The following is a 21,119-nucleotide window of genomic DNA, read 5'->3' on the forward strand; positions in this document are numbered from 1 at the left end:
GATTGTTTTTGGTGATTCATGTCAGTGAGCGTAGACAAGTAAAAAAATAAAAACCAATTTGAATATTCTACATATCCATAAATCCTGTTTATATATTGCGCATGAACCTTATCCAGATGTTGACCTTCGAAACCGTCATGACCTCTGCATCGCTGTCGGATGCGGCGAAGAAACTTGGCCGAACGCAGCCTGCCGTCAGCGCCTCTATCAAAGCGCTGGAGGACCAGCTTGGGTTGCAACTCTTTGAAAGGAGAGGGAGAAAATTGATCCCTGTGCCGGAGGCGCAGTATCTTCTGACCGAGTCCAAGGCTATTCTCTCTCAGGTCAATCAGGTGCGACAGACAATGCGCAGCCTGTCGGGGGGGCAAAGTGGCACGCTCAAGGTGGCCGCGATGCCAGGGCCGGTCTCCCTCATTTTTCCAAAGTTCATTGCCTCAAAAATTAGCGGTTCGGATGATATTTCGATCTCCATACAGGCGCGAACCTCTAACCAGATCGCAGAACTGACCCGGGCACAGTCGATCGATTTTGGGTTTGCAGACGCGCCTGAACAGGAAATCGCAGAGAATCTCTATCAAACGGTGGCGATCTCTGCCGATTGTCCGGTTGCCTTGCCAAAAGATCACCCGCTCGCGCGCAAGGCTGAAATCAGTTTCGCCGATCTGGATGGTCAGCCCCTGGGCACATTGCCCATTGCGCACCGCCAATCTGTCGAACTGGCACACCAATTCGCAGCACGGGACCTAACGTTCAGGCCGACTATCGAAAGTCAGACCTTTCTGCCGATCCTGCATTTTGTTGCTGCCGGTCAATGTTGTACGGTAATTGATCCACTCTCGATTTTCTTGGCCAGCGCAGAGGCCCCGATGGTGCCTGGCATCGTGATCAGGCCAATGGTTGAGCCGATACGATATAACTATGCAATCTATTCGCCGAGCTACCGACCAACCTCTGTCATTGCGCGAAAACTCCTGGAGGCCTGGCAGGACGAGGTCATACTGCTTTTGGGAAATGCAGGTTATAACCCCCGGTTCGAAGACCAGGTCATTGCATGACCGGGCCCAGCACAGGCACGGGCCGCTCTTAACCGCTGAAAGGGGGCAAAGGAGGGTGCAGGGCACCTGCAGACCGTCCGGTGGCATGATCCAGGACGGGAAGCGGGCTGTTTGGGACTTGATGATCGGTTGCACGGATCCGCGCGGATAGTGCTCTTAAAGGATTTGGAAGAGTTTCTATGTAAAACGGCGGGAGGTTTGTCATGCAAATGGAACGTTAAAGTGACTATAAACGATCGTCGTCTAAATGTTCGGCCAGCGCAGGGTGAAGCTCCCTTTGGTCTGCACGAAGTGTTTATCTCGCGGACAGATGAGCGCGGCGTTATCAAAGCCGCGAATTACGTGTTCAAACGGGTTGCTCATTACGACTGGGAAGAGCTTCTTGGTGCCCCCCATCGGATCATCCGCCATCCTGATATGCCCAAAGGCGTCTTTCACCTGTTCTGGGAAACGCTGAACCGAGGCGAGTGCATCGGCGCCTATGTCAAAAATCGCACAAAAGATGGCCTGTACTACTGGGTGTTTGCGGTTGCCGTTCCCTGTCCTGGTGGATTTCTTTCTGCGCGTATTCGCCCAAGTAGTGCAAAGTTTGACGAGGTGAAGAAGGCCTATGCAGAGTTGTTGCAGGCCGAAAAGGAGGATGAGCTGTCTCCTGCGGAAAGCGCGGAAGTGATGCAAGAATGGATCAAGTCAAAGGGATACGAAAGCTACCATCAGTTTTGCACCGCTGCGCTCAGCGAAGAGCTCCTTTCCCGCAGCGCCGGTCTCGGTATCGACCCAGATCAAAAGATCTTGCAGTTGCAACAAACTATCTCTGATGCGGATGCCCTTGTCGCTGAAACCGAAAGCCTGATTGGGGAGTTTGATGCCATGCGGACCATCCCCCACAATCTAAGAGTAATTGCGTCTCGCATCGAGCCTGCTGGTGGTCCTGTCACGGTTCTATCGCAAAATTATGGCAGCATGTCCGCTGAAATGTCGAACTGGTTCGAGAACAACGTCATGGGAGAGAATAGCAATTTCAACAAGATCAAAGGCGCGGCAACAAATCGTCTGTTTGTTGAGGGCATGACGCGCATTCTTCAAGAATGCGATACACTTCTCTCCAAAGAGCGTCGGGCGTTGGGGACGGCAGATATTGCCAGTGAGCGTGAAATCCTGGCGCAACTCATAAAACGAGAGCGGGACCTGGCCAACGAAGGTGGCGAGCAGGTCAATTTTGAGGCCGACAGAATTCAACATGCGTGCAATGTCATGCACCGTCAATTTTTGGGCTTAAGCACCACAAGAGTTCTGTGCAAAATCGAAGCGGCGCGGTTGCCGCAAGGCGGAGAAACCCTAGATGACATTATCGACCAGCTGGGCAGTTTTCAAAGAAGTATTGCACAACGTTTGACCAATATTGCCAAACTCAGCAATCAAGTCCGCGCCATCGAATAACCCGTCGAGGCAGCAAGCTTTGACCTATCTTTGAGCATGGCTTGGGCCTGCATAGTGCTATGCATCCAACCTCCAGAAAGACTTCTTAGGTTTGTTGATACGCGGGGGTTAGTCACCAGCGAGGATCCAGCTTGAGGCTTTTTCGGCAATCATGATTGTGGGCGAATTGGTATTGCCGCTGGTGATTTCCGGCATCACCGAGGCATCTACCACGCGCAAGGCTTTGATGCCTTTGACGCGCAGATGTGGGTCAAGCACAGCAGAAGGATCGTCCGCGCGCCCCATTTTGACCGTGCCCACCGGATGGAAGATCGTGCTGGCGATGTCACCGGCCAGTCGCGCCAGATCCGCGTCGCTTTGGTATTGCACACCGGGTTTAAATTCTTCGGGTGCATAGGGCTGCATTGCCGGTTGCCCCATGATTTCGCGCACCTGACGCAGACTATCTGCCGCCACTCTGCGGTCATCCTCAGTGTCCAGGTAATTGGGCGAAATCAACGGCGCATCGCGGAAATTGGCCGAGGCTATCCGAACATGGCCGCGGCTGGTGGGGTTCAGGTTACAAACGCTGACCGTCATGGCTGGGAAATCATGCAAATCCTCACCAAAGGCTTCCAGGCTGAGCGGTTGTACATGGTATTCCAGGTTGGCATGTGTTCGGCTTGGATCCGAGCGTGTAAAAGCGCCCAACTGGCTTGGCGACATGCTCATCGGGCCCGAGCGTTTAAACAGGTACTCCAGCCCGATCTTGGCCTTGCCAATCATGGAATTAGCCATTGTATTCAGTGTACTGGTACCTTTTACCTTGAACACGGCGCGGATCTGCAAATGGTCTTGCAGGTTTTCCCCTACATAGGGCTGGTCCATAAGGACCTCGATACCATGCTCTTTCAGCAGGGACGCCGGACCAATCCCGGACAACTGCAGGATCTGTGGTGAGTTCAGCGCCCCGGCAGAGAGCACAACTTCGCGACTTGCACGCACCTCTACGAGGTCGCCCGCACGGCTGACCCTGGCGCCGATACAGCGCAGAGCACCGTCGTTGTCTTTCTCAAAAGAAAGCTTCTCGACTTGAGCTTCGGTCCAAATGGTCAGATTCTTGCGCTTCTTGGCCGGACGCAGAAAGGCCTTTGAGGTGTTCCACCGCCAGCCAGAGCGCTGGTTCACGTCGAAATAACCAACACCGGCGTTGTCACCACTGTTGAAATCGTCGGTCTTCTGGATGCCGGTTTCAACAGCTGCATCGGCAAAGCTGTCCAGTACATCCCAGCTTAGCCGCTGTTTTTCGATCCGCCATTCGCCGCCATGCCCGTGCATGTCGGAAAACCGGCTGTTGTTGCCGGTGACCGGATCGGCGCCATCGTCCATCTTGTAGTGGTTCTCATGCGCCTTGAAATCCGCGAGGGAGTTTTCCCAGTTCCAGGCCTCTTCACCGGTCACTTTGGCCCAGTTGTCATAGTCGCGGGCCTGACCGCGCATGTAGATCATCCCGTTGATCGAGGAACAGCCACCCAGCGCTTTGCCGCGGGGGTAGAGCAGGCTGCGCCCGTTTAATCCCTTGTCAGGCTGGGTCTTGTACATCCAGTCTGCTCGCGGGTTGCCGATACAATATAGATAGCCCACGGGGACATGGATCCACGGATAGGTGTCTGGCTTGCCGGCTTCCAGTAGCAATACATGATTGGTGGGGTCCGCACTGAGCCGATTGGCCAGCAAGCACCCTGCAGAACCTGCGCCGACGACGATATAGTCAAACCCTTTGAAACCATCAGACATATTTGCCACCCACTTTAAGCCGTTTTCCGTTGGTTTCGTGCTGAGAGGACGGGTGAACGCTTTGGTTTCAGGCGCGATTTTCTGGGCCAAAGAAAACAAGCTGTTCAGGTCAGGTTGCCTCCCAGAACGCGATTTCAAAGATCTGTGACGTACAATGAGCAAGAAACCTAATGACAAATGCCACAAGGTATTATTACAAAAATTTATATGGACCGATACAATAACATTAACAGCATCTTGGCTTTTGTAACCGTCGCGCGCGAAGGCAGCGTTTCACGTGCGGCAGAAGTGCTGAACCTGACCCAGCCAGCCATCAGTCACCAAATTAAGCGGCTCAGCACAGAAACAGGGATCACGCTGTTCACAAGAACAGCCAGCGGGTTACAGATCAGCCACGATGGGGCTGCAGTGTTGTCAAAGGCCCAACAGGTCCTGGATGCCATGGCTGATTTTCAGCGGACTGCTCGACTGCGATCGGGCCAAATCAGCGGCAAATTGACGATAGGGACCATCGTCGATCCAGAATTCATCCGCCTGGGGCAGATGCTCGCCCGCTTGCGTAGTGAGCATCCGGGGATCGAGACGGAGCTGGTCCATGGGGTCAGCGGCGATATCGTGGCATGGCTCAAGCGTGGTCGGATTGATGCCGGGTTTTATCTATGCGGTCCTGATGATCTGCCCCAGATGGAGGCCGAGGGCGAAGATGCAATCGATGCTATTCGGCTGGCGGATTTTCACTACCGCGTCATTGGACCAACTGGCTGGCAGAACAAAATCCAAGATGCCAGTTGGTCACAACTGGCGAGCCTGCCCTGGATTGGAACGCCAGAGGCATCTGTCCACCATCGCCTGCTCAACAGAGTGTACGAAGACCAGAGCAATCGTTTAAACGTCGTTGCCCTCGTCGATCAAGAAGCGTCCATGCTTGAAATGGTCAGATCCGGAATAGGCCTGAGTCTATGTCGTGAATCCATCGCACTGCACCAAAAGCAATCATTCGGGCTGGCTGTGGGCAATGCCGTCTCCGTGCCAGCCTGTCTTTGTTTTGTCGCTTTGCAACGGCGCCGGGAAAACCCAATACTCGCTGAGGTTTTCGAGCTTCTGGAAAACTCCTGGTCGCTAGCCGACAGCCGCCGCAGTATCGAACACAGCTAATCAGAGCCCCCATTCCTCCTGAACATGCGCTCGAGCCATTGGCAGTGAAAGCACTTGACCGACCGCAATGCAGCGTTCTAAACGGCAAGAGTCGGTTTTCTAGGAAATTAATAGGGAATTCGTGGCGACAAACCTGTAGCTAAGCGAAACTGCCCCCGCAACTGTATGCGATACGCCGCATTTCGAGATCCACTGGGCTGAAGGGCCTGGGAAGGTGAAATGAGGCTTAAGTCGTTAGTCAGGAGACCTGCCGACATGACACTGGAACCGGACGGGGATGTCTGGGGTGGATCGCGTCGCCCTAGCCGGTTTGTGCTACCGGTGCCATTGCGTTCAATCCCAAATGTCTTGTCCAATATTGGCGAAGGAGCCAAGAAGTATGAAAAACGGCCTAATTGCGTCCGGGGTGTTGACGCTGGTATTGATGTCCTCAGTGGTGAATGCACAGCAAACTGAATACCCCCTGACAGTTTCAAATTGCGGATTCGATCAAACCTTTGACGCGGCGCCAAACGCCACTGTCACGGTCGGTCAGTCCACGACTGAACTGCTCTACCTGCTGGGTTTGGGTGAAAAAGTGGCGGGCACGTCGGTTTGGTTCAATCCGGTGCTTCCTCAATTTGCAGGGCTGAACGCAGGCATTGAACGTCTGGCAGACAACGACCCAAGCTTTGAGAGCGTGGTGAACAAAAAACCCGATCTCGTAACAGTCATGTATGAATGGCATGTGGGCGCCGAGGGTATCGTGGCCACACGCAATATGTTCCATGATGTGGGCGTGCCCACCTATGTGATGCCAACAGATTGCGAAAGCAAAGACAACCTGGTTGGTGGCGACGGCACGCGCTCTGAGTTGTTTTCCACCGAACAGCTCTACAAAGCCATCTCACAACTCTCCTTGATCTATGATGTACAATCCAATGGGGTTGAACTCATTGAGAGCCTTAAGGCCAGTGAGGCTGACGCGATTGCACAGGCCCAAGCGCTTAACCTGCCAACAGGCACTTCCGCACTCTTTTGGTTCTCCTCGGCGGACATGGAGGCAGATCCCTATGTTGCAGGTCGACAGGGGGTCCCTGCTTACATGATGGACAAACTGGGCGTAGACAACGTGGTGACCTCTGATGAGGAATGGCCATTGGTGGGCTGGGAAACGCTGGCTAAAGCTGATCCGTCTTTCATCGTCATTGCTGAAATGAACCGTCGCCGCTTTCCTGCTGATGACGTCGAAATGAAGCGACAATTCCTGATGAACGACCCCGTAGCATCCGAAATGACGGCCGTCAAAGAAGGTCGGATCATCACCATCGGCGCACATGCCATGAGCCCAACTGTACGGGCCATCTATGCGTTGGGGCAGGTTGCTGAGGCGCTTGAAGGTTACAACCTAAAATGATCACGACTGACCGGAAATCGAGCCGGTCGGCTTATCGAAACCTTTGGAAGTGGGCGGTCATAGCGCCGCCCCTTCTATTCTTCGCGTTGGTGGCTGGCACGGCTATGGGGGAAACCAGTATCCCAATGGATGTGGTCCTAAAAGTGTTGGCCAACAAGATTTTTGGTGCAGCCTATCCGGTTGATCGCATCGACGCTGGTATCATTTGGAGCTACCGGCTTGCCCGAGCGGTTGTGGCCGCCTGTTGCGGGGCCGGGTTGGCCTTATCTGGTGTCGTGCTCCAGGCGCTCTTGCGAAACAGCCTGGCTGACCCCTATTTGTTGGGGATCTCAGCGGGGGCCTCCACGGGTGCAGTTGCTGTTGCGATCATTGGTCTTGGCGGCGGGCTGATCTCCATGTCTGCGGGTGCCTTTGTTGGCGCCCTCTTGGCCTTTGCCTTTGTCGCGATGCTTGCGTCTTTGGCGGGGGGAGGTACGGGACTTCGCGCGGCGGGTGTGATTGTACTGGCAGGGATCGCCGGATCTCAGCTGTTTAATGCCTTGACCGCCTTTCTGATTGCAAAATCTGCCAATGCAGAACAGGCCCGCGGGATCATGTTCTGGTTAATGGGCAACCTCAGCGGCGTGCGATGGGCTGATACTATTACCGTTGTGCCTGCCGCCCTTTTTGGTTTGCTGGTCTGTATTTTCAATATTCGCGCTCTGGACGCCTTTACCTTCGGTTCTGACAGCGCTGCCTCTCTTGGTATTGCGGTAAAACGCGTGCAGTTTGGTCTGATCGCCGTTGCCGCGCTTATGACGGCTGCGATGGTCTCTATCACCGGTTCGATTGGTTTTGTGGGCTTGGTCATTCCGCATGCCATGCGCCTGGTCGTAGGGACGCGCCACCGCGCGCTTCTTCCGGCTTCTGCTTTGGCTGGGGCGATCTTTCTCATTATGGCAGATATCATTGCACGCATTGTAATCCCTGGTCAGGTTTTGCCCATTGGGGTTGTGACAGCCCTGGTTGGTGCCCCTGTGTTTGCGCTGATTTTGATCGGACGGAGAGCTGCTGTATGATCCTTAGGTGTGAAAATCTCGGCTGGCGGGTCCGCCGCAAAGAGATCGTTTCAAACGCGTCGCTGACGTTGAATGAGGGTGAAATGCTGGGGTTGATTGGCCCCAATGGGTCGGGCAAGTCGACCTTGTTGCGGATGTTGGCAGGGGTTCGCTATCCCAGCACCGGGCGTGTCTACCTAGGGGGGACTCCTATGCCGGAGCTGCGCCAGAGGGAGATCGCGCAGACATTGGCCCTGGTCGAGCAGCACGCTGATACGGAAGAGCGGATCACCGTTAGAGAAGCGGTTGAACTTGGGCGTACACCGTTCCTTTCGGTGCTGCAGCCCTGGAGCCAGGACGACGAAGCCATTGTCGTGGATGCGATTGCGGCAGTAGATCTGCATGGATTTGAAAACCGGAACTGGCACACGCTTTCGGGCGGCGAACGCCAACGCGTCCAGATTGCGCGGGCCCTGGCGCAACAGCCGCAGGTGTTGTTGCTCGACGAGCCAACCAATCATCTGGATATCAAACACCAGTTGGCCATATTGCAATTGGTGAAAGAGTTGCCAATAACCAAAGTGGTTGCTTTGCACGATTTGAACCAAGCTATGATCTGTGACCGAATTTGTGTGATGCATGCTGGGCGGATTGAGGCTTTGGGGGTGCCCGCAGAAATCCTTACAGAAACACGTCTGATGAACACATTCGGTGTCTGCGGCCATTTTATGACCGACCCCTTTGATGGCTCGCCTGTCATTCGCTTTCACCGGGCTCACAGAATGGACTGACAAATGCGACCACTACTGACTTTCTTGTTTCTCGTCATCCCGACCCTCGCTTTGGCTGAAACCTATGAGGTGCAGATGTTGAACCGAAACGCCAACGGTTCAATGGTCTACGATCCCCCCTACCTAAACATCCAGGCCGGCGACCGCGTCAAATTTGTCGCTACACGACCGGGGCATAACGCTGTCAGTATTCAGGGCATGATCCCAGACGGTGCTATGGCCATCAAAGGCAGGCTCAATGAGGAACTCACGGTAACCTTAGATGTTGAGGGCCTGTATGGTATCAAATGTACTCCGCATTTTGCCATGGGTATGGTCATGGTGATTGAGGTGGGTGCACAAAAGGCAAAGGTCGATGACATTCCTGTGGGCTTGCCAGAACGTGCTGCCGCACGACTGCAAGACTACCTTGCGCATCGAAATTAAAGCTCGGCGTGGTCCGTACGCGCCTTTGCAAACAAAAGGTTTGATGGAAGGTCCTGTTTTGGGCCTGTATCTGATGATGCTCCCTCGCCATGTCTTGGCTGTTGATTGCCTGACGCCGACCATGAGACGGGGAGCAGTAAAGGAAATTTCAATTCTGCTGCGATAGTCTTTGGGGAACCTGCGGTTTCAGACAGAAGGCTGACATGAGCAAAACCCGCCTGGCATTGGTGCCTATTACCTATATCGCTTTTGTGCTTGGCTTGGCGCCAAGTCGCGCTGCTGAGCAGTTCTCAATCGTGAACGAAAGCTTCTTTGGTCAGGGAAACTCCGCGGTGCAGCCGGTATTGGCCCGTCATTCCCCGCCTTCGGTTTTGACCCCAGATCGTGCCCCAGAGGGGCTAGAGGCGGAGATGGAGGCGGTGCAAGCTAATCTGGCCAGCCTGTTTGCGGATCGCCGCGGAACCAGCATGTTCCGCGCCTTGCCAAAGGGGGTCGCAAAAGGGGCGGTGGCAAAGTTGATGCAGCTGATCGCCAGCGCAGAGGCGGGCAGCGCGCAATATGATGCTGTTCAGCATGCAGCCACCGTGAAGCCGCGCAAACCTCCCACCGAAATGACAGTCGGAGAGATCTACGACTGGATCGCCCGCACCCCGGGCCAACAGCACGCTATTGGTCGCTACCAGTTCATTCCTGCGACCCTGAAACGGCTCGTACGTCATGTCGACGCCAAACGTACCGATGTGTTTTCGCCAAAGCTGCAGGATCGTTTGGCACATCAGTTGCTAGAGGAAGCAGGGTTGAGCGCCATGATGGCCAAAGACATGAGCCGGACCGATTTCATGAACAACTTGGCCAAGATCTGGGCCGGGCTACCGACCTCCAGTGGCAAGAGCTACTATCATGGGTATGCAGGGAATCGCGCCACTATGACCTGGGCCCACTTTGACACCGAAATGGCCCGAATTTTCCCAGGTTGAAGGCGATCAGGTTGGCATCTCCTGCGCAAGGGCGCGGGCGTAGAGGCGGCGCATCACCAGCGCGGTCAGATACATCGGGACTTGGTAACAGCCCAGAAAAATCAACAAGGGATCTGTGGTGCTGGCGGGCAGGGCAATCAGGAACAGTGCAAAGTTGCGGTTCCCAGCCACCACCGATGTCGGCACCGCGATGTCGGCCGCGCCGCGCCACATGAGCCAACGAAAACACAGGTACTGCAGTCCGAAGTTGGCCAAACAGACGAGTCCAAGCCATTTGGCCACCTCAAAAGGCGCGCGGTAAAGCGCCGGTCCAAGGGCCGCCATCAAGCCGATTACAATCACTGCCAGCGCCAGAATGGTGACACCATCCACCGCCCGGGCAGAGCGTTCAGCCAGGTCGGGGGCAAAGAGCTGGCGGCAGGTAAAGGCCAGCGCAACGGTCACAGCAATGGTTGCCGTTAGACGCAGCGAGGCGCTGAGCACGTTCCACAGGCTGCCCAGTTCGGGCGAAAGCAGAAATACGGGGATCACGGTGAGGGGCATCAACGCGGTGCCAAGGATCAGCAAACGAAAGGCGGGCTCCGGTGCATGGCCCAGGAGCAATGTGATATTAGGACTGCCCGTGACCGAAGGCGCTGATAGCATCAGTACCAGCGCCACGGCCAAAGGCGTGGCAGCGATGCCCAGAGCCCAGAACAGGATCACAGCCAGAAGCGGCATCAGCATCTGTAGGAACAGAACCGATTTGAGGCTGGATAGCCCGTCCTTTAATCCACCAAAGGCACGTGGTGCCCCGATGCGAAAGGCGGTGAGAAACAAAAGCCCGGCCACCATTTCTGGCAGCCAGGGTTTGAGGGCGCTGGCCAGATCCTTGAGCAGGAAACCTGCCAGCAGCCCCAGTATCATTGCCACCTGCCCGTGGCGGGCGACAATGGTCAGGAGCTTGATCATCCTGTTATCCGCCAGCGGGTCCGCTGCGCAGGTTGTTAGGCAACCAGGTGGCCAGTTCCGGCCAGGCCACTAGGATCACCACCATGACCAGCATTAGGCCGACCATGGGAATGGCGGTTTTTGCAATGTAAGAGATCTCGTGGCGGGTCATGCTTTGCAGCACAAAGAGGTTGAAGCCGATTGGTGGTGTGACCTGGGCCATCTCGACCACCACCACGATGAAGATGCCGAACCAGATCACATCAATGCCGGCCTGGCGGATCATCGGCTCAACGATGGCCATTGTCAGCACCACAGACGAGATCCCGTCCAGGAACATACCGAGCACCACATAAAAGAGTGTCAGGGCCACGATCAGCACCAGGGGGGACAGGTTCATCTGGTCAATCCAAGCGGCCAATGCGCGGGGCAATCCGGTGAACCCCATGGCCAAGGACAAAAACGACGCCCCCATCAGGATCAGCGCAATCATGGCAGAGGTGCGCGTCGCCCCCATCAGGGACTCGGTAAAGGTGGACCAGCTGAGCGAGCCTTGGAACAGCGCCAGTGTCAATGCCCCCAGAACGCCAACGGCGGCGGCCTCGGTGGCGGTGGCAAGCCCGAGGTACATCGAGCCGATCACCACGGTAACCAGCATCAGCACCGGGATCAGAAAACGGCTTTCAGCAAGCATTTCACCAAAGGACATGGCAGGCTCGGGGGCAGGGCGCTGATCTTTGGCAAAGAAATGCCAGCCCATGATGTAGGCCATGAAGAGGCTCGCCAGCACCAGGCCGGGGAAGATGCCGGCCATGAAGAGTTTGGTGATCGATTCATTGATCGAAACCCCATAGACGATCAGCGTCAGCGAAGGCGGGATCATCAATCCCAGCGTAGCGGCACCGGCCAGGGTGCCGACGATCATGTACTCTGGATAGCCGCGCTTACGCAGCTCTGGGATCGACATTTTGCCAACAGTGGTAAGAGTCGCAGCCGAGGAGCCAGAGACAGCGGCAAAAATGGTACAGCCCGCGATGTTTGTGTGAAGCAGTCCACCAGGTAGCCAGCGCATCCACGGCGCCAACCCGCGAAACATGTCCTGCGACAGCCGGGTGCGATACAGGATCTCTCCCATCCAGATGAACAGGGGCAGCGCAGTCAGGGTCCAGCTAGAGGCACCTGTCCAGATGGTGGTGATCATTGCGTCGCCTGCGGGGCGGGTGGTGAACAGCTCCATCCCGACCCAAGCGACGCCCATCAGTGCCAGGCCAATCCAGACTGAACTGCCCAGAAGCGCAAAGAGCACAAAGACAAAGATGAGGGTTGTGTAAATCTCGCCCATTATTCCACGGCCTCCGAATTGATGCTGGCCCGGCGGGTGATCAGCAGACGGCAAAGATAGTCCCAAAGTGCCAGCGCCAGCAGCACTGTGCCGATCGACATGGGCAGTTGTGGCAACCAGACCGGTGTGTAGACCCAGTCGGACCCAGTTTGTGCCCAAAGCGCCCCCCAATCCGAGGGGGCGGTGACAAATATCTTCAGGGCCGAAAGCAGCCATTCCGGGGTGAAGTCCTGCCCCTGGGTGCGGTCATTCAACATCTCAGACATGATGTTGGTTTTGATGGCATAACGGGCGAAATAGGTGGCGGTAATGGCAGCAATCCACATGGCAAAAGCATCTAGCCACAGACCAAAGTGATGTCCCATATTGAGCAGGATTGAGACCCGGATATGGGCCCCCCGTGTCAACGCGTGGGCGAGGGCAAAAAAAGACGTCGCGGCCATTGCGTAGCCCGCATATTCGGTGGAGCCGGGGAAGGTCATGTTGCTCCAGCGGGCCACCATTTGCGCCACGATAAGCAAAAGGATCGTGACCATACAGACCGAGGCGAGCACGCCAGACCATAGATACAGTCGATCCAGAAGCGCCTGCAGTGGCCTCAGGGCACGGCCCATCGGAGCCGGAGCAGTCAGACAGGCCAGTGCCAGAAGAGTTGGAATAACAAAAAGCCAAACCCAGAGCGGCAGGCCCAGAAACGGTTGCCAATCACGCATGCCCATCCCCCAAAGTGCTGTCATAAAACACGGCCCCTACCCGTCAAGAGCAGGGGCCGTCAGGTGAGTGGTGGAGTTAGTTGGCGTTATAAGCGTCCAGAATGGCCTGGCCATCGTCACCGGCAGCAGCCAGCCAATCAGCCGTCATCGTGGCACCGATTTCCTGCAGTTCTCCCAGGAATTCTGGCCCGGCATCGGTTACCGCCATGCCATTGCCAGAGAGCTGCTCAAAATACCAGTTTGCCAGCTCTTCAGACTTGGCAGAACAGGCGGCACCGGTTTCATCGGCAGCCTTTTGCACCTGGCCCTGGGTCTCGGCGCTCAGGCCCTCCCAGACCTGTTTGTTGACCATGACGTAGTTGCGTGGCAGCCAGGCGTTGACCTTGTAGTAATGGCTCAGGTGCTCCCATACTTTGCGGTCATAACCTGTCGAGCCCGAAGAGATAAAGGCCTCTGCCACACCGGTGGCCAGAGCCTGGCTCAATTCGGCAGCTTCGACCTGAACCGGGATCATGCCGAGTTTTTCGGCAAAGGTCGCAGTGGCCGTGTTGTAGCTACGGAACTTGATCCCCTGGGTATCGCCAGAAGAGGTGACTTCCTTATTGAAGTAGAAGCCCTGACCGGGCCAAGGGCAGGTATAAAGCGCCACGAGATTGAGATCGGACAGCTGGCCGTTTACTTTATCCTTTGCCGCTTGCCAGAGTTTTTCATTGTCAGCATAGGTGGTGGCAATGAAGGGCAGGTTGTCCCAACCCAGAAGCGGGGCTTCGTTGGCGTGGGCGGACATGAAACGTTCCCCAATAGGGGCCTGGCCGGTCTGCACCGCGCGCTTGATCTCACCACCTTTGAAGAGTGAGCCACCAGGGTGAACAGTGATGTCGATATCACCGCCGGTGTAGTCACGCACCTTGTCTGCGAAAACGACGCCCATCTCAGAGTGGAAATTGGTTGCGGCATAGGCCATTGGCATATCCCAGTTTTCCGCTGAAGCGCCCGAAGCGGCGAGCGCAAGCGCAGAGGCGGTTAGGGTCATTTTGATAGAGGTCTTCGAAGTCATTGTAGTCTCCCTGGAGGTTGGTTTGTGCTGGTTTCCAGCTTGTTTTTTATTGGTGTTTCAAGGATCGCTATGCAAAACGATCTGGTTCAAATGGGCGCATGTCAAGGTTCATAGGTTGGCCCGCAATCAGACTGGCCACCATGCGCCCAGTTTTTGCGCCACCGGTGAGACCAATGTGTTGATGGCCAAAGGCGGTGAAGACGCCTGATTGGGCGACTTCCCCAATCAGTGGCAGGCTGTCTGTTGGCGCCGGCCGAAAGCCGAGCCACTCTTCCTCTTCAGCGGCCTGCAGGTGCGGGAAAGTTTCAGCCACGGTGCGGCGTAGCAGGGCCAAAGGCGCCTTGGACGGAGTTTCATCTAGGCCACCAAATTCAACGACCCCGGCGCAGCGTAGCCCCTGATCCATAGGGGTAGCGACAAATTTTCCGGCTGCAACCATCATTGGGTACCGGGGGGTGATGTTGGGAGATTTGAACAGGATGTGATAGCCGCGTTCAGCCTCCATCGGCACCCTAAGGCCCAGTTTTTGCATTAAGGGTTTGGACCAAATTCCGGCAGAGATCACCACTTTATCACAGGCAAAGCGCCCCTGATCTGTGTCCACGGCTGAAATTTGGCCGCCGCTGAGGTCAAAATCCTTCACTTCAGCCTGGAGGAATGTGCCGCCCATCTCGACCAGGAGCTTGACCAGATCTTTAACGTAGTTGCCAGGGTTCAGAATGAAACCATGGTTCTTGTTCACGGCCAACAGATTGGTGTTCTTACCCAGGATCGGCTCGTGTTCCTGGACCGCTGCACCTTCGATGATCTCTGGGACGAACCCCGCCTCCCGGCGGAGCTCCCAGACATAGGTATCTTCTTCAAAGGCTGCGCGGTCTTTGTAGGCGAAATTATAGTCTGTCTCTTTGATCCATTTTGCTGCTGGGGTGCCAGCGGTCAGGGCTTGATGCTGTTCGACACTATCGCCCACAATATGGGTTAGCGATTTGGCAATGCGTCGGGTGTCGCTATCATTGGCATGGGAGAGGTATTTCATCAGCCATGGCAATAGTTTGGGCGTATAGCCCCAGCGCAGGAATAGCGGAAACTTTGGATCTAGAAGGTATTTGGGCCCCTTGGAGATCAACCCGGGCGTTGTCACGGGCACCATTGCGCAGCTGGCTAGCAGGCATCCATTGCCATAGGAGGCGCCCATGCCGGGTTCTCCCTTGTCAATCAAAGTGACCTCATGCCCAGCCCGTTTCAGCCAAAGCGCGGTCGCGGCCCCCACGATACCAGCGCCAACGATGATGATATGTTCTGTTTTCATTTTGGTCGCTTTATTTGTCGGTTTGCTGCAGGGCGGGTCTCGGGCAGGTGTTTGAAATCAGGGCTGCCAGACCTTGAGCTGCTGCATCAGTCTTTCCCTGACCATGCCCAGACAATCTCATCAGTTCAAATATAAATTTCGATGCGGTCCATAATAAAAAATGATATATGGGGGCATGAATTTACGTTTTAGACAGCTGCAGGCTTTTCATTCGGTGATCGAGACCGGCACCGTGACCGGGGCGGCTTCGCTTTTGGGAATTTCGCAACCTGCGGTCTCGAATCTTCTGTATCAGTTGGAGCGCCAGACCAGGTTCAAATTGTTTGAGCGCGATCGTGGCCGACTAAGAGCGACCCCCGAGGCCAACCTGTTGTTTCGTGAGATCGATACGGTGGTGCGCGGCTTTGATCATGTGACCCAAGCGGTGATTGATCTTCAGAATAAACAAGCGGGCCAGTTGCAGGTTGCCTCGCAGCATTCGATGTCATTTGGGTTTATGCCGCGATTGATTGCCGAATTCGCCCGAGATCGGCCTGATATGTCGATCTCGTTCCAGTCGCAATACTCGTCCAAGATCCAGGAATGGGTCATTTCGGGCTTGTTTGAAATTGGCATTTGTGAAACGCCGCTTCTCCATGATGGTCTGGAGGCCTTTCCAATTCGGGTTGAAACATCCGTGGCTCTTCCTGAAGCAAGCCCCTTGGCTGACCATGAGGTTCTGACGCCGGAATTGTTGGAGGGTGCACCGTTTTTGGTTATGGGGCCCGATCACATGACCCATCGACGCATTCGAGAGGCATTTGTGCAGGCAGGGGTGCCGCTAAAGACACGTGTGCATGCGCAGCTGTTCAAAAACCTGCTCAGTTTTGTCAAAGAGGGAATGGGCGTGGCTTTGCTGGATCCATTTGTGCTGAATTTTGATCGGGAGGGTGGATTTGTCTCGCGTCCCTTTCGTCCGCAAATCCTGATGGAAATGGCGGTTATTACCTCTGCCACGCGGCCACTATCTTCCATTGGACAAGAGTTTTTGGCGCTATTGAAGGCTGAGTTGGAGAGATATTCGGTGGCCTAACCGCTGTCGGCCAGAGGGCGGGCTCCCGCGCGGATCAAGGCAATTTGCGATTGCCTCTCCCCCCTTGGGCCTAGCGCCACGCAAGAGGCGCGGCGCGGTTGGCGAGGGCGGATAGGGCTGCTGGGAACGGAGCTTAGAACGCGGCGCCTAGCTTTTCAGTCGGCGCCGGGCCAGAGTTCTCTATGCGCTGGGAGCGCGTGTGGGCCTCAATGCGCCCAGTGAGCCCCCTGGGCTCTTTGATTTTCCGTTGGGGACCTTGAGGCCCGGCCGTGTGGTCCCGACATACCCTGCGAGAGCCATTCCGTGACGCGTTTCACCCCATCCAGCGCCGCACTGGGGCATTGCTTTCCTCGAGGGACTGACAGACGATATCCACCAGAGTGGGGCCATCGTGATTGACCGCGGCCTGCATCACCTGTTCCAGATCTTCCGGGTTTTCCACGCGCCAGCTTTTGACGCCATAGGCCGCGGCAATGGCGGCGTGATCTGTGCGATTGAAATCAACATTGTAGTAGCGGGCGGCTTTGTCGGCAAACTGGCTGGCTTTGATCCAGCCAAAGTTCGCATTGGAAAACACCACGAATGTGATGGGGGCCCGTGCCCGGCACACCGTTTCCAACTCCCCCACAGTGAAGCCAAAGGAGCCATCGCCCATGAGAGCGACAGTTTTGGAGGCGGGCCTTGCGAACCAGGCTCCCAGCGAGGCAGACAGCGCGTAGCCAAGCGCGCCATGGGCGCGGTTGGTGATGAAATAGCGACCCGGTTTTTGCAATTGATAATAGGCGGAAAAATAGGGGCAGCTGGTACCAGGATCGGACACTACAGTTGCATCTGGCGGCAGAACTTTCATCAGTGTATCAATCACGCGTTCAGGGCGGATTGGTGCCTGCGTGCTTTGGGCCAACTGGTGGAATGTTGCAAATTTTCGCGCCTTGATCTGGGCGATGGCTTTAGCCCCGCCAAATGTTGAGGCGCCTTGATCTCGGCGGTCCAACAGCGCGTTAACGGCTGCGAGGGACAGTCGCAAATCGCCTACCACGCCGACCTCTGTGCGGTAGTTGGCACCTATCACCATGGGGTCATTATCAAAATGCACGATCCGGGTGCCTGGTGCAGGTGCCTCCCAACGCGAGGTGGTGGTGGACCCGGCGCGGCAACCCATGAAGACCACCAGATCGGCCGCCTCCATCATTTCCCAGGTTTCATCAGTGCCGCCGTTAGACCCAACCACTCCAAGACAATTTGCATGCGTTTCAGCCAGGGAACCCTGGCCAGAGATCGAGGTGGCGACAGGAATATCAAGTCGGGTGGCGAGGCGGGCGAGCTCCTCCATGGCGCCGGAAATGACAATGCCACCTCCACAGATAATGAGGGGGTATTTTGCCGATAGGATTGCGTCAATGGCAGCCTCTGCGGCAGCTGGCTCTGGGGACTGCGGGTAGGACGGGTAACTCTGATGCTTGGGGTCCGCCCAGATGTCGGCCGGATCCACCGGGTCGTATTGCACATCATAGGGCAGCCCGAGATGGGCCGCGCCGGAGCGCCCGGTCGTCATGGCCCTAAAAGCGGAGCGCACCATCCTGGGAATATGCTGGGCCTGTTTGATCACCGTATTCCACTTGGTCAGTGGCCGCATCAGGGCTTCCTGATCAACCTCCGTTAGCGGGTACTTCCCATAAGACGCGACTGAGATATCGGTGGTGATGCCAAGAACCGCATAGGAGCTTTCGGTGGCTTCTATGAGACCTGGAAGAAGATAGGTGGCTCCCCCCCCTGAGGGGCCTTCGGCCACGCCGGCGCGGCCGCTAACGCGGGAATAGGCATCGGCCATATAGGTGGCGCTGCGCTCATCCCGGGTGAGCACATGGGTGATGTCGTGCTGCAACTGATGCATCGCATCATAAAAGGGCAGGGTGGTATCGCCACAGAGGCCGAAGATATGGCGCACGCCATGGGCTTCGAGCATACGTACCATGGCTTCGGCACCGTTCATTGAATTGGTCATTTGGCTCTCCCTATCTTGTGTGTCCTGTTTTGGTTTCCTGTCGCAATCGTTGTGAGGCTTCGGGAATCGGCTTTCTGAATTCAAAATTGTATACAGTTTGGAATTCAATATTGCGAAGGAGTCAAGCCTGCTCTAGCTTGGCCCCCAATCGGCAGAGTGCGCGAAGAGGGTGAGGCGAAATGGCCAAACGGGAAAGCAATGTTGATCGGGTTTACGAGGCGCTGCGCCGTATGGCGGCGGATTTTGCCTTTAAGCCTGACCAGCGGCTGAATGAAAGCGCTCTTTCAGAGGTGCTGGGAGCCAGCCGCACACCGTTGCGTGAGGCTCTGAATCGATTGGTAGCTGAGGGTTTCTTGACCTTTCAGATCAACCGAGGCTTCTTTTGTCGGCCACTAACACCGAGCTATATCCTCGATCTTTATGAGGCACGTGTAGCCATCGAATGCGAGGCGCTGCGAATTGCCTGTCAGCGGGCGCCGGAGGCGGATATCACGGCCTTTTCGGCCTATTTAGACCGGATGGAGCCCGAATATGAGAGTGCCACAGAGTTGGAAGAGCTTTTGACGTTGGATGAGAGCTTTCACAACCGATTGGTGCAACTGTCGGGCAATAGCGAGTTGCAAAGGATGTTGAAGAACCTCAACGGTCGGATCCGTTATATCCGCCTGATTGACTTGAAACGGATGCGCGATCAGGCAGAGGGGCGTGCACCAGGCGATGTTTCGGCGCACCGTCTGGTGTTGCAAGGGCTTGTGGCCCGTGATGTAGAAGTTGCGACCAGGGCGCTACGTAATCACATTGAAAAACGTCGGGAGGAGGCAACTGAGGCGGTGCGCATCGCCTTTTCGCAACTCTACGTACCCGACGAAGACTAGGCGCTCGGTGGGGCAGGAAACAAAAGGAAGATGGGATGCAACAGGGTGGCAAGACGGTCTATGGGGCGGCAGTGGGGATCCTCATGCTGGAGACGCAGTTCCCTCGTATTCACGGGGATATGGGCAACGCCCTGACCTGGGATTTCCCGGTGCACTACCGCGTTGTGCGTGGTGCCACACCGGATCTGGTGGTCCGCAAGGACCCGACCCGGTTGGTCGACCTCTTTATTGAAGCGGGCCGTGATCTGGTGGCCATGGGGTGTGACGGCATCACCACAAATTGTGGCTTTCTGGCGCTGATCCAGGAGCAGGTGAAGGCGGCGCTGGGCGTTCCGGTTGCAACCTCCGCTTTGATGCAGGTGCCCATGGTGCAGGCACTGCTCCCGCCGGGCAAGCGGGTGGGTGTCTTGACCATTTCCAAAGAGACTCTGACGCCTGCCCATCTGCGTGCTGCTGGCGCGCCGGAGGATACGCCAATCGGTGGTACCGATGGGCTGCGGTGCTTTACGCGCGATATTCTTGGCGATGCCCCAACGATTGATTTTGAGGCCTGTCGTCTGGACATGATTGACGGTGCCCGCGCATTGGTTGCTGACAATCCTGACTTGGGCGCAATTGTGTTGGAGTGTACCAATATGGTGCCCTATGCGCAGGACCTACGCCGTGTGACGGGCCTGCCAGTCTTTTCGATCCGGAGTTTTGTCACCTGGTTTCAGGCGGGATTGATGCCGCGCCGCTACGAGCTGAAACTGGATGATCCGCGTTGCTAGCAGGGACCGTGAGGCTGCAGGGCATCAGCTGAGTACTAGCAGCCAGAACCAGACCGTGAGCACCGACGCGGCGGTGGCAATTAGTACCGAAGAGGCGGCGACCCGTTTGGCGCGCCCGTACATATTGGCAAAAATATAGGCATTGAACCCCGGTGCCATGGCGGCGTTCAACACCCCTGAGCGGAACAGGTCCTGTTTTAGCCCCAAGCTGCCGCCCAGCAGCCAGACAATGCTGGGGTGCACCATCAATGCAGTGACACAGACAAAGCCAATTGTACGCAGATCCCCTTCGGGGCGGTATTGAACCAGCACACCACCCAGGGCAAACAGCGCTGTTGGAAGGGCGGCCCGGATCACCAATTGCAGTGATTCATCAACTGCTGTCGGGATGGTTATGCCTGCGAGGTTGAAAGCAAAGCCTAGCGCAATGGCGAGGATAAGTACGTTCTTGAACATCGCAGTCAACACAGATGACAGCGTCTTTACCCCGCCTGCGCCGCGATTGCGTACCACTTCCATGGCGGTGATGCCCAGCCCGTAGCAAAAGGGGGAATGAAAGGCGATGATCGCGTAGTTGCCGGTTAGGTTTTCGGGACCAAAGGCCCGTTCAGTAATAGGCAGGCCCAGCAATACGGAATTGGAGAACAGGCAACAGAACCCGATGGCCACACAGTCTTCCCAGTCGCGTTTGAACAGCAGGCGGGCCCCGGTCAAGCCGATGAAGAAACAGATCGCGGCCCCGGAGTAAAAACTGATCAGGAGGGTGGGGTCAAAGCTGTTGGAGAGATCCAAGTTTACCATGGCCCGAAACAGCAGGCAGGGAATAGCGAATCCCTGGGTGAATTTCATCAGCCCATCAATATGCGAGGCTGTAAACAGGCCTTTCTGGGTGGCAAAGTACCCGGCGGCCACCACAAGAAAGACCGGCAGAATGACATCAATCAGGCTTTGCAACATCACGTTTTCCTTTAGGGGTGCCACTCTGGTCTTTGA

19 protein-coding genes and 1 riboswitch are annotated in these 21,119 nt (G+C 56.0%); of the genes, 11 read left to right on the forward strand and 8 right to left on the reverse strand.

The annotated features are described in order from the left end of the window. The first annotated feature begins 116 nt into the window (after positions 1 to 116). Positions 117 to 1,055 carry a LysR family transcriptional regulator gene (locus MED193_RS17975; protein WP_050757604.1) on the forward strand — a complete coding sequence of 313 codons (939 nt, stop codon included), beginning with the start codon at positions 117 to 119 and terminating at the stop codon, positions 1,053 to 1,055. 222 nt (positions 1,056 to 1,277) lie between these two features. Continuing rightward, positions 1,278 to 2,495: a PAS domain-containing protein gene (locus MED193_RS17980; protein WP_009811185.1), complete on the forward strand. Its 1,218-nt coding sequence runs from the start codon at positions 1,278 to 1,280 to the stop codon at positions 2,493 to 2,495. A 108-nt stretch (positions 2,496 to 2,603) separates the two neighbouring features. On the opposite strand, the gene MED193_RS17985 is transcribed toward MED193_RS17980, so the two are convergent. Beyond that, a complete protein-coding gene (locus MED193_RS17985) occupies positions 2,604 to 4,271 on the reverse strand; it encodes a GMC family oxidoreductase (protein ID WP_039967017.1) in 1,668 nt (555 codons plus the stop codon). A gap of 177 nt (positions 4,272 to 4,448) precedes the next feature. Here MED193_RS17985 and MED193_RS17990 point away from each other — a divergent pair, with 177 nt between their 5' ends. The 6 genes from MED193_RS17990 (at position 4,449) to MED193_RS18015 (ending at position 10,053) form a co-directional block, all read left to right on the forward strand. Continuing rightward, entirely contained in the window at positions 4,449 to 5,426 is a 978-nt protein-coding gene (locus MED193_RS17990; protein WP_009811187.1) for a LysR family transcriptional regulator, read from the forward strand. 75 nt (positions 5,427 to 5,501) lie between these two features. Further along, positions 5,502 to 5,696, forward strand: a riboswitch (cobalamin riboswitch). 109 nt (positions 5,697 to 5,805) lie between these two features. After that, positions 5,806 to 6,822 carry an ABC transporter substrate-binding protein gene (locus MED193_RS17995; protein ID WP_009811188.1) on the forward strand — a complete coding sequence of 339 codons (1,017 nt, stop codon included), beginning with the start codon at positions 5,806 to 5,808 and terminating at the stop codon, positions 6,820 to 6,822. After that, entirely contained in the window at positions 6,819 to 7,880 is a 1,062-nt protein-coding gene (locus MED193_RS18000; protein ID WP_039966368.1) for an iron ABC transporter permease, read from the forward strand. Before MED193_RS17995 ends, MED193_RS18000 begins: the two co-directional genes overlap by 4 nt. After that, on the forward strand, positions 7,877 to 8,650 hold the full coding sequence (locus MED193_RS18005) for an ABC transporter ATP-binding protein (protein WP_009811190.1): 774 nt from the start codon (positions 7,877 to 7,879) through the stop codon (positions 8,648 to 8,650). The genes MED193_RS18000 and MED193_RS18005 overlap by 4 nt, the downstream gene beginning before the upstream one ends. A 3-nt stretch (positions 8,651 to 8,653) precedes the next feature. Continuing rightward, positions 8,654 to 9,076 carry a pseudoazurin gene (locus tag MED193_RS18010; protein ID WP_009811191.1) on the forward strand — a complete coding sequence of 141 codons (423 nt, stop codon included), beginning with the start codon at positions 8,654 to 8,656 and terminating at the stop codon, positions 9,074 to 9,076. A 203-nt stretch (positions 9,077 to 9,279) separates the two neighbouring features. Beyond that, a complete protein-coding gene (locus tag MED193_RS18015) occupies positions 9,280 to 10,053 on the forward strand; it encodes a hypothetical protein (RefSeq protein ID WP_009811192.1) in 774 nt (257 codons plus the stop codon). A gap of 6 nt (positions 10,054 to 10,059) precedes the next feature. Here the strand turns inward: MED193_RS18015 and MED193_RS18020 are convergent, their stop codons facing one another. The 5 genes from MED193_RS18020 to MED193_RS18040 all read right to left on the reverse strand — a co-directional run bounded on the left by MED193_RS18020 (position 10,060) and on the right by MED193_RS18040 (position 15,404). Continuing rightward, on the reverse strand, positions 10,060 to 11,004 hold the full coding sequence (locus MED193_RS18020) for a hypothetical protein (protein ID WP_009811193.1): 945 nt from the start codon (positions 11,002 to 11,004) through the stop codon (positions 10,060 to 10,062). 4 nt (positions 11,005 to 11,008) lie between these two features. After that, on the reverse strand, positions 11,009 to 12,325 hold the full coding sequence (locus MED193_RS18025; protein ID WP_009811194.1) for a TRAP transporter large permease: 1,317 nt from the start codon (positions 12,323 to 12,325) through the stop codon (positions 11,009 to 11,011). After that, positions 12,325 to 13,038 (reverse strand): TRAP transporter small permease, encoded by a 714-nt coding sequence (locus tag MED193_RS18030; protein WP_039967019.1) that lies wholly within the window; start codon positions 13,036 to 13,038, stop codon positions 12,325 to 12,327. Before MED193_RS18030 ends, MED193_RS18025 begins: the two co-directional genes overlap by 1 nt. Before the next feature lie 76 nt (positions 13,039 to 13,114). After that, complete coding sequence (locus MED193_RS18035; RefSeq protein ID WP_254655508.1) at positions 13,115 to 14,071, reverse strand: TRAP transporter substrate-binding protein; 957 nt, start codon at positions 14,069 to 14,071, stop codon at positions 13,115 to 13,117. A gap of 91 nt (positions 14,072 to 14,162) precedes the next feature. Further along, entirely contained in the window at positions 14,163 to 15,404 is a 1,242-nt protein-coding gene (locus tag MED193_RS18040; protein ID WP_009811197.1) for an FAD-binding oxidoreductase, read from the reverse strand. Positions 15,405 to 15,579: 175 nt separating this feature from the next. Between MED193_RS18040 and MED193_RS18045 the strand changes: the two genes are divergently transcribed. Next, positions 15,580 to 16,476, forward strand: coding sequence for a LysR family transcriptional regulator (locus MED193_RS18045; RefSeq protein ID WP_009811198.1), 897 nt, complete (start codon positions 15,580 to 15,582; stop codon positions 16,474 to 16,476). A 313-nt stretch (positions 16,477 to 16,789) separates the two neighbouring features. Here the strand turns inward: MED193_RS18045 and MED193_RS18050 are convergent, their stop codons facing one another. Continuing rightward, positions 16,790 to 18,481, reverse strand: a complete 1,692-nt coding sequence (locus MED193_RS18050; RefSeq protein WP_009811199.1) for a thiamine pyrophosphate-binding protein — start codon at positions 18,479 to 18,481, stop codon at positions 16,790 to 16,792. 179 nt (positions 18,482 to 18,660) lie between these two features. Here MED193_RS18050 and MED193_RS18055 point away from each other — a divergent pair, with 179 nt between their 5' ends. Further along, positions 18,661 to 19,356: a GntR family transcriptional regulator gene (locus MED193_RS18055; protein ID WP_009811200.1), complete on the forward strand. Its 696-nt coding sequence runs from the start codon at positions 18,661 to 18,663 to the stop codon at positions 19,354 to 19,356. A gap of 35 nt (positions 19,357 to 19,391) precedes the next feature. Continuing rightward, entirely contained in the window at positions 19,392 to 20,126 is a 735-nt protein-coding gene (locus MED193_RS18060) for an aspartate/glutamate racemase family protein (RefSeq protein ID WP_009811201.1), read from the forward strand. A gap of 24 nt (positions 20,127 to 20,150) precedes the next feature. Here MED193_RS18060 and MED193_RS18065 read toward each other — a convergent pair whose 3' ends face one another. Next, on the reverse strand, positions 20,151 to 21,083 hold the full coding sequence (locus MED193_RS18065) for an AEC family transporter (protein ID WP_009811202.1): 933 nt from the start codon (positions 21,081 to 21,083) through the stop codon (positions 20,151 to 20,153). Between the last annotated feature and the right edge of the window lie 36 nt (positions 21,084 to 21,119).

It is taken from the genome of Roseobacter sp. MED193, assembly GCF_000152965.1.
GTDB lineage: Bacteria > Pseudomonadota > Alphaproteobacteria > Rhodobacterales > Rhodobacteraceae > Pseudophaeobacter.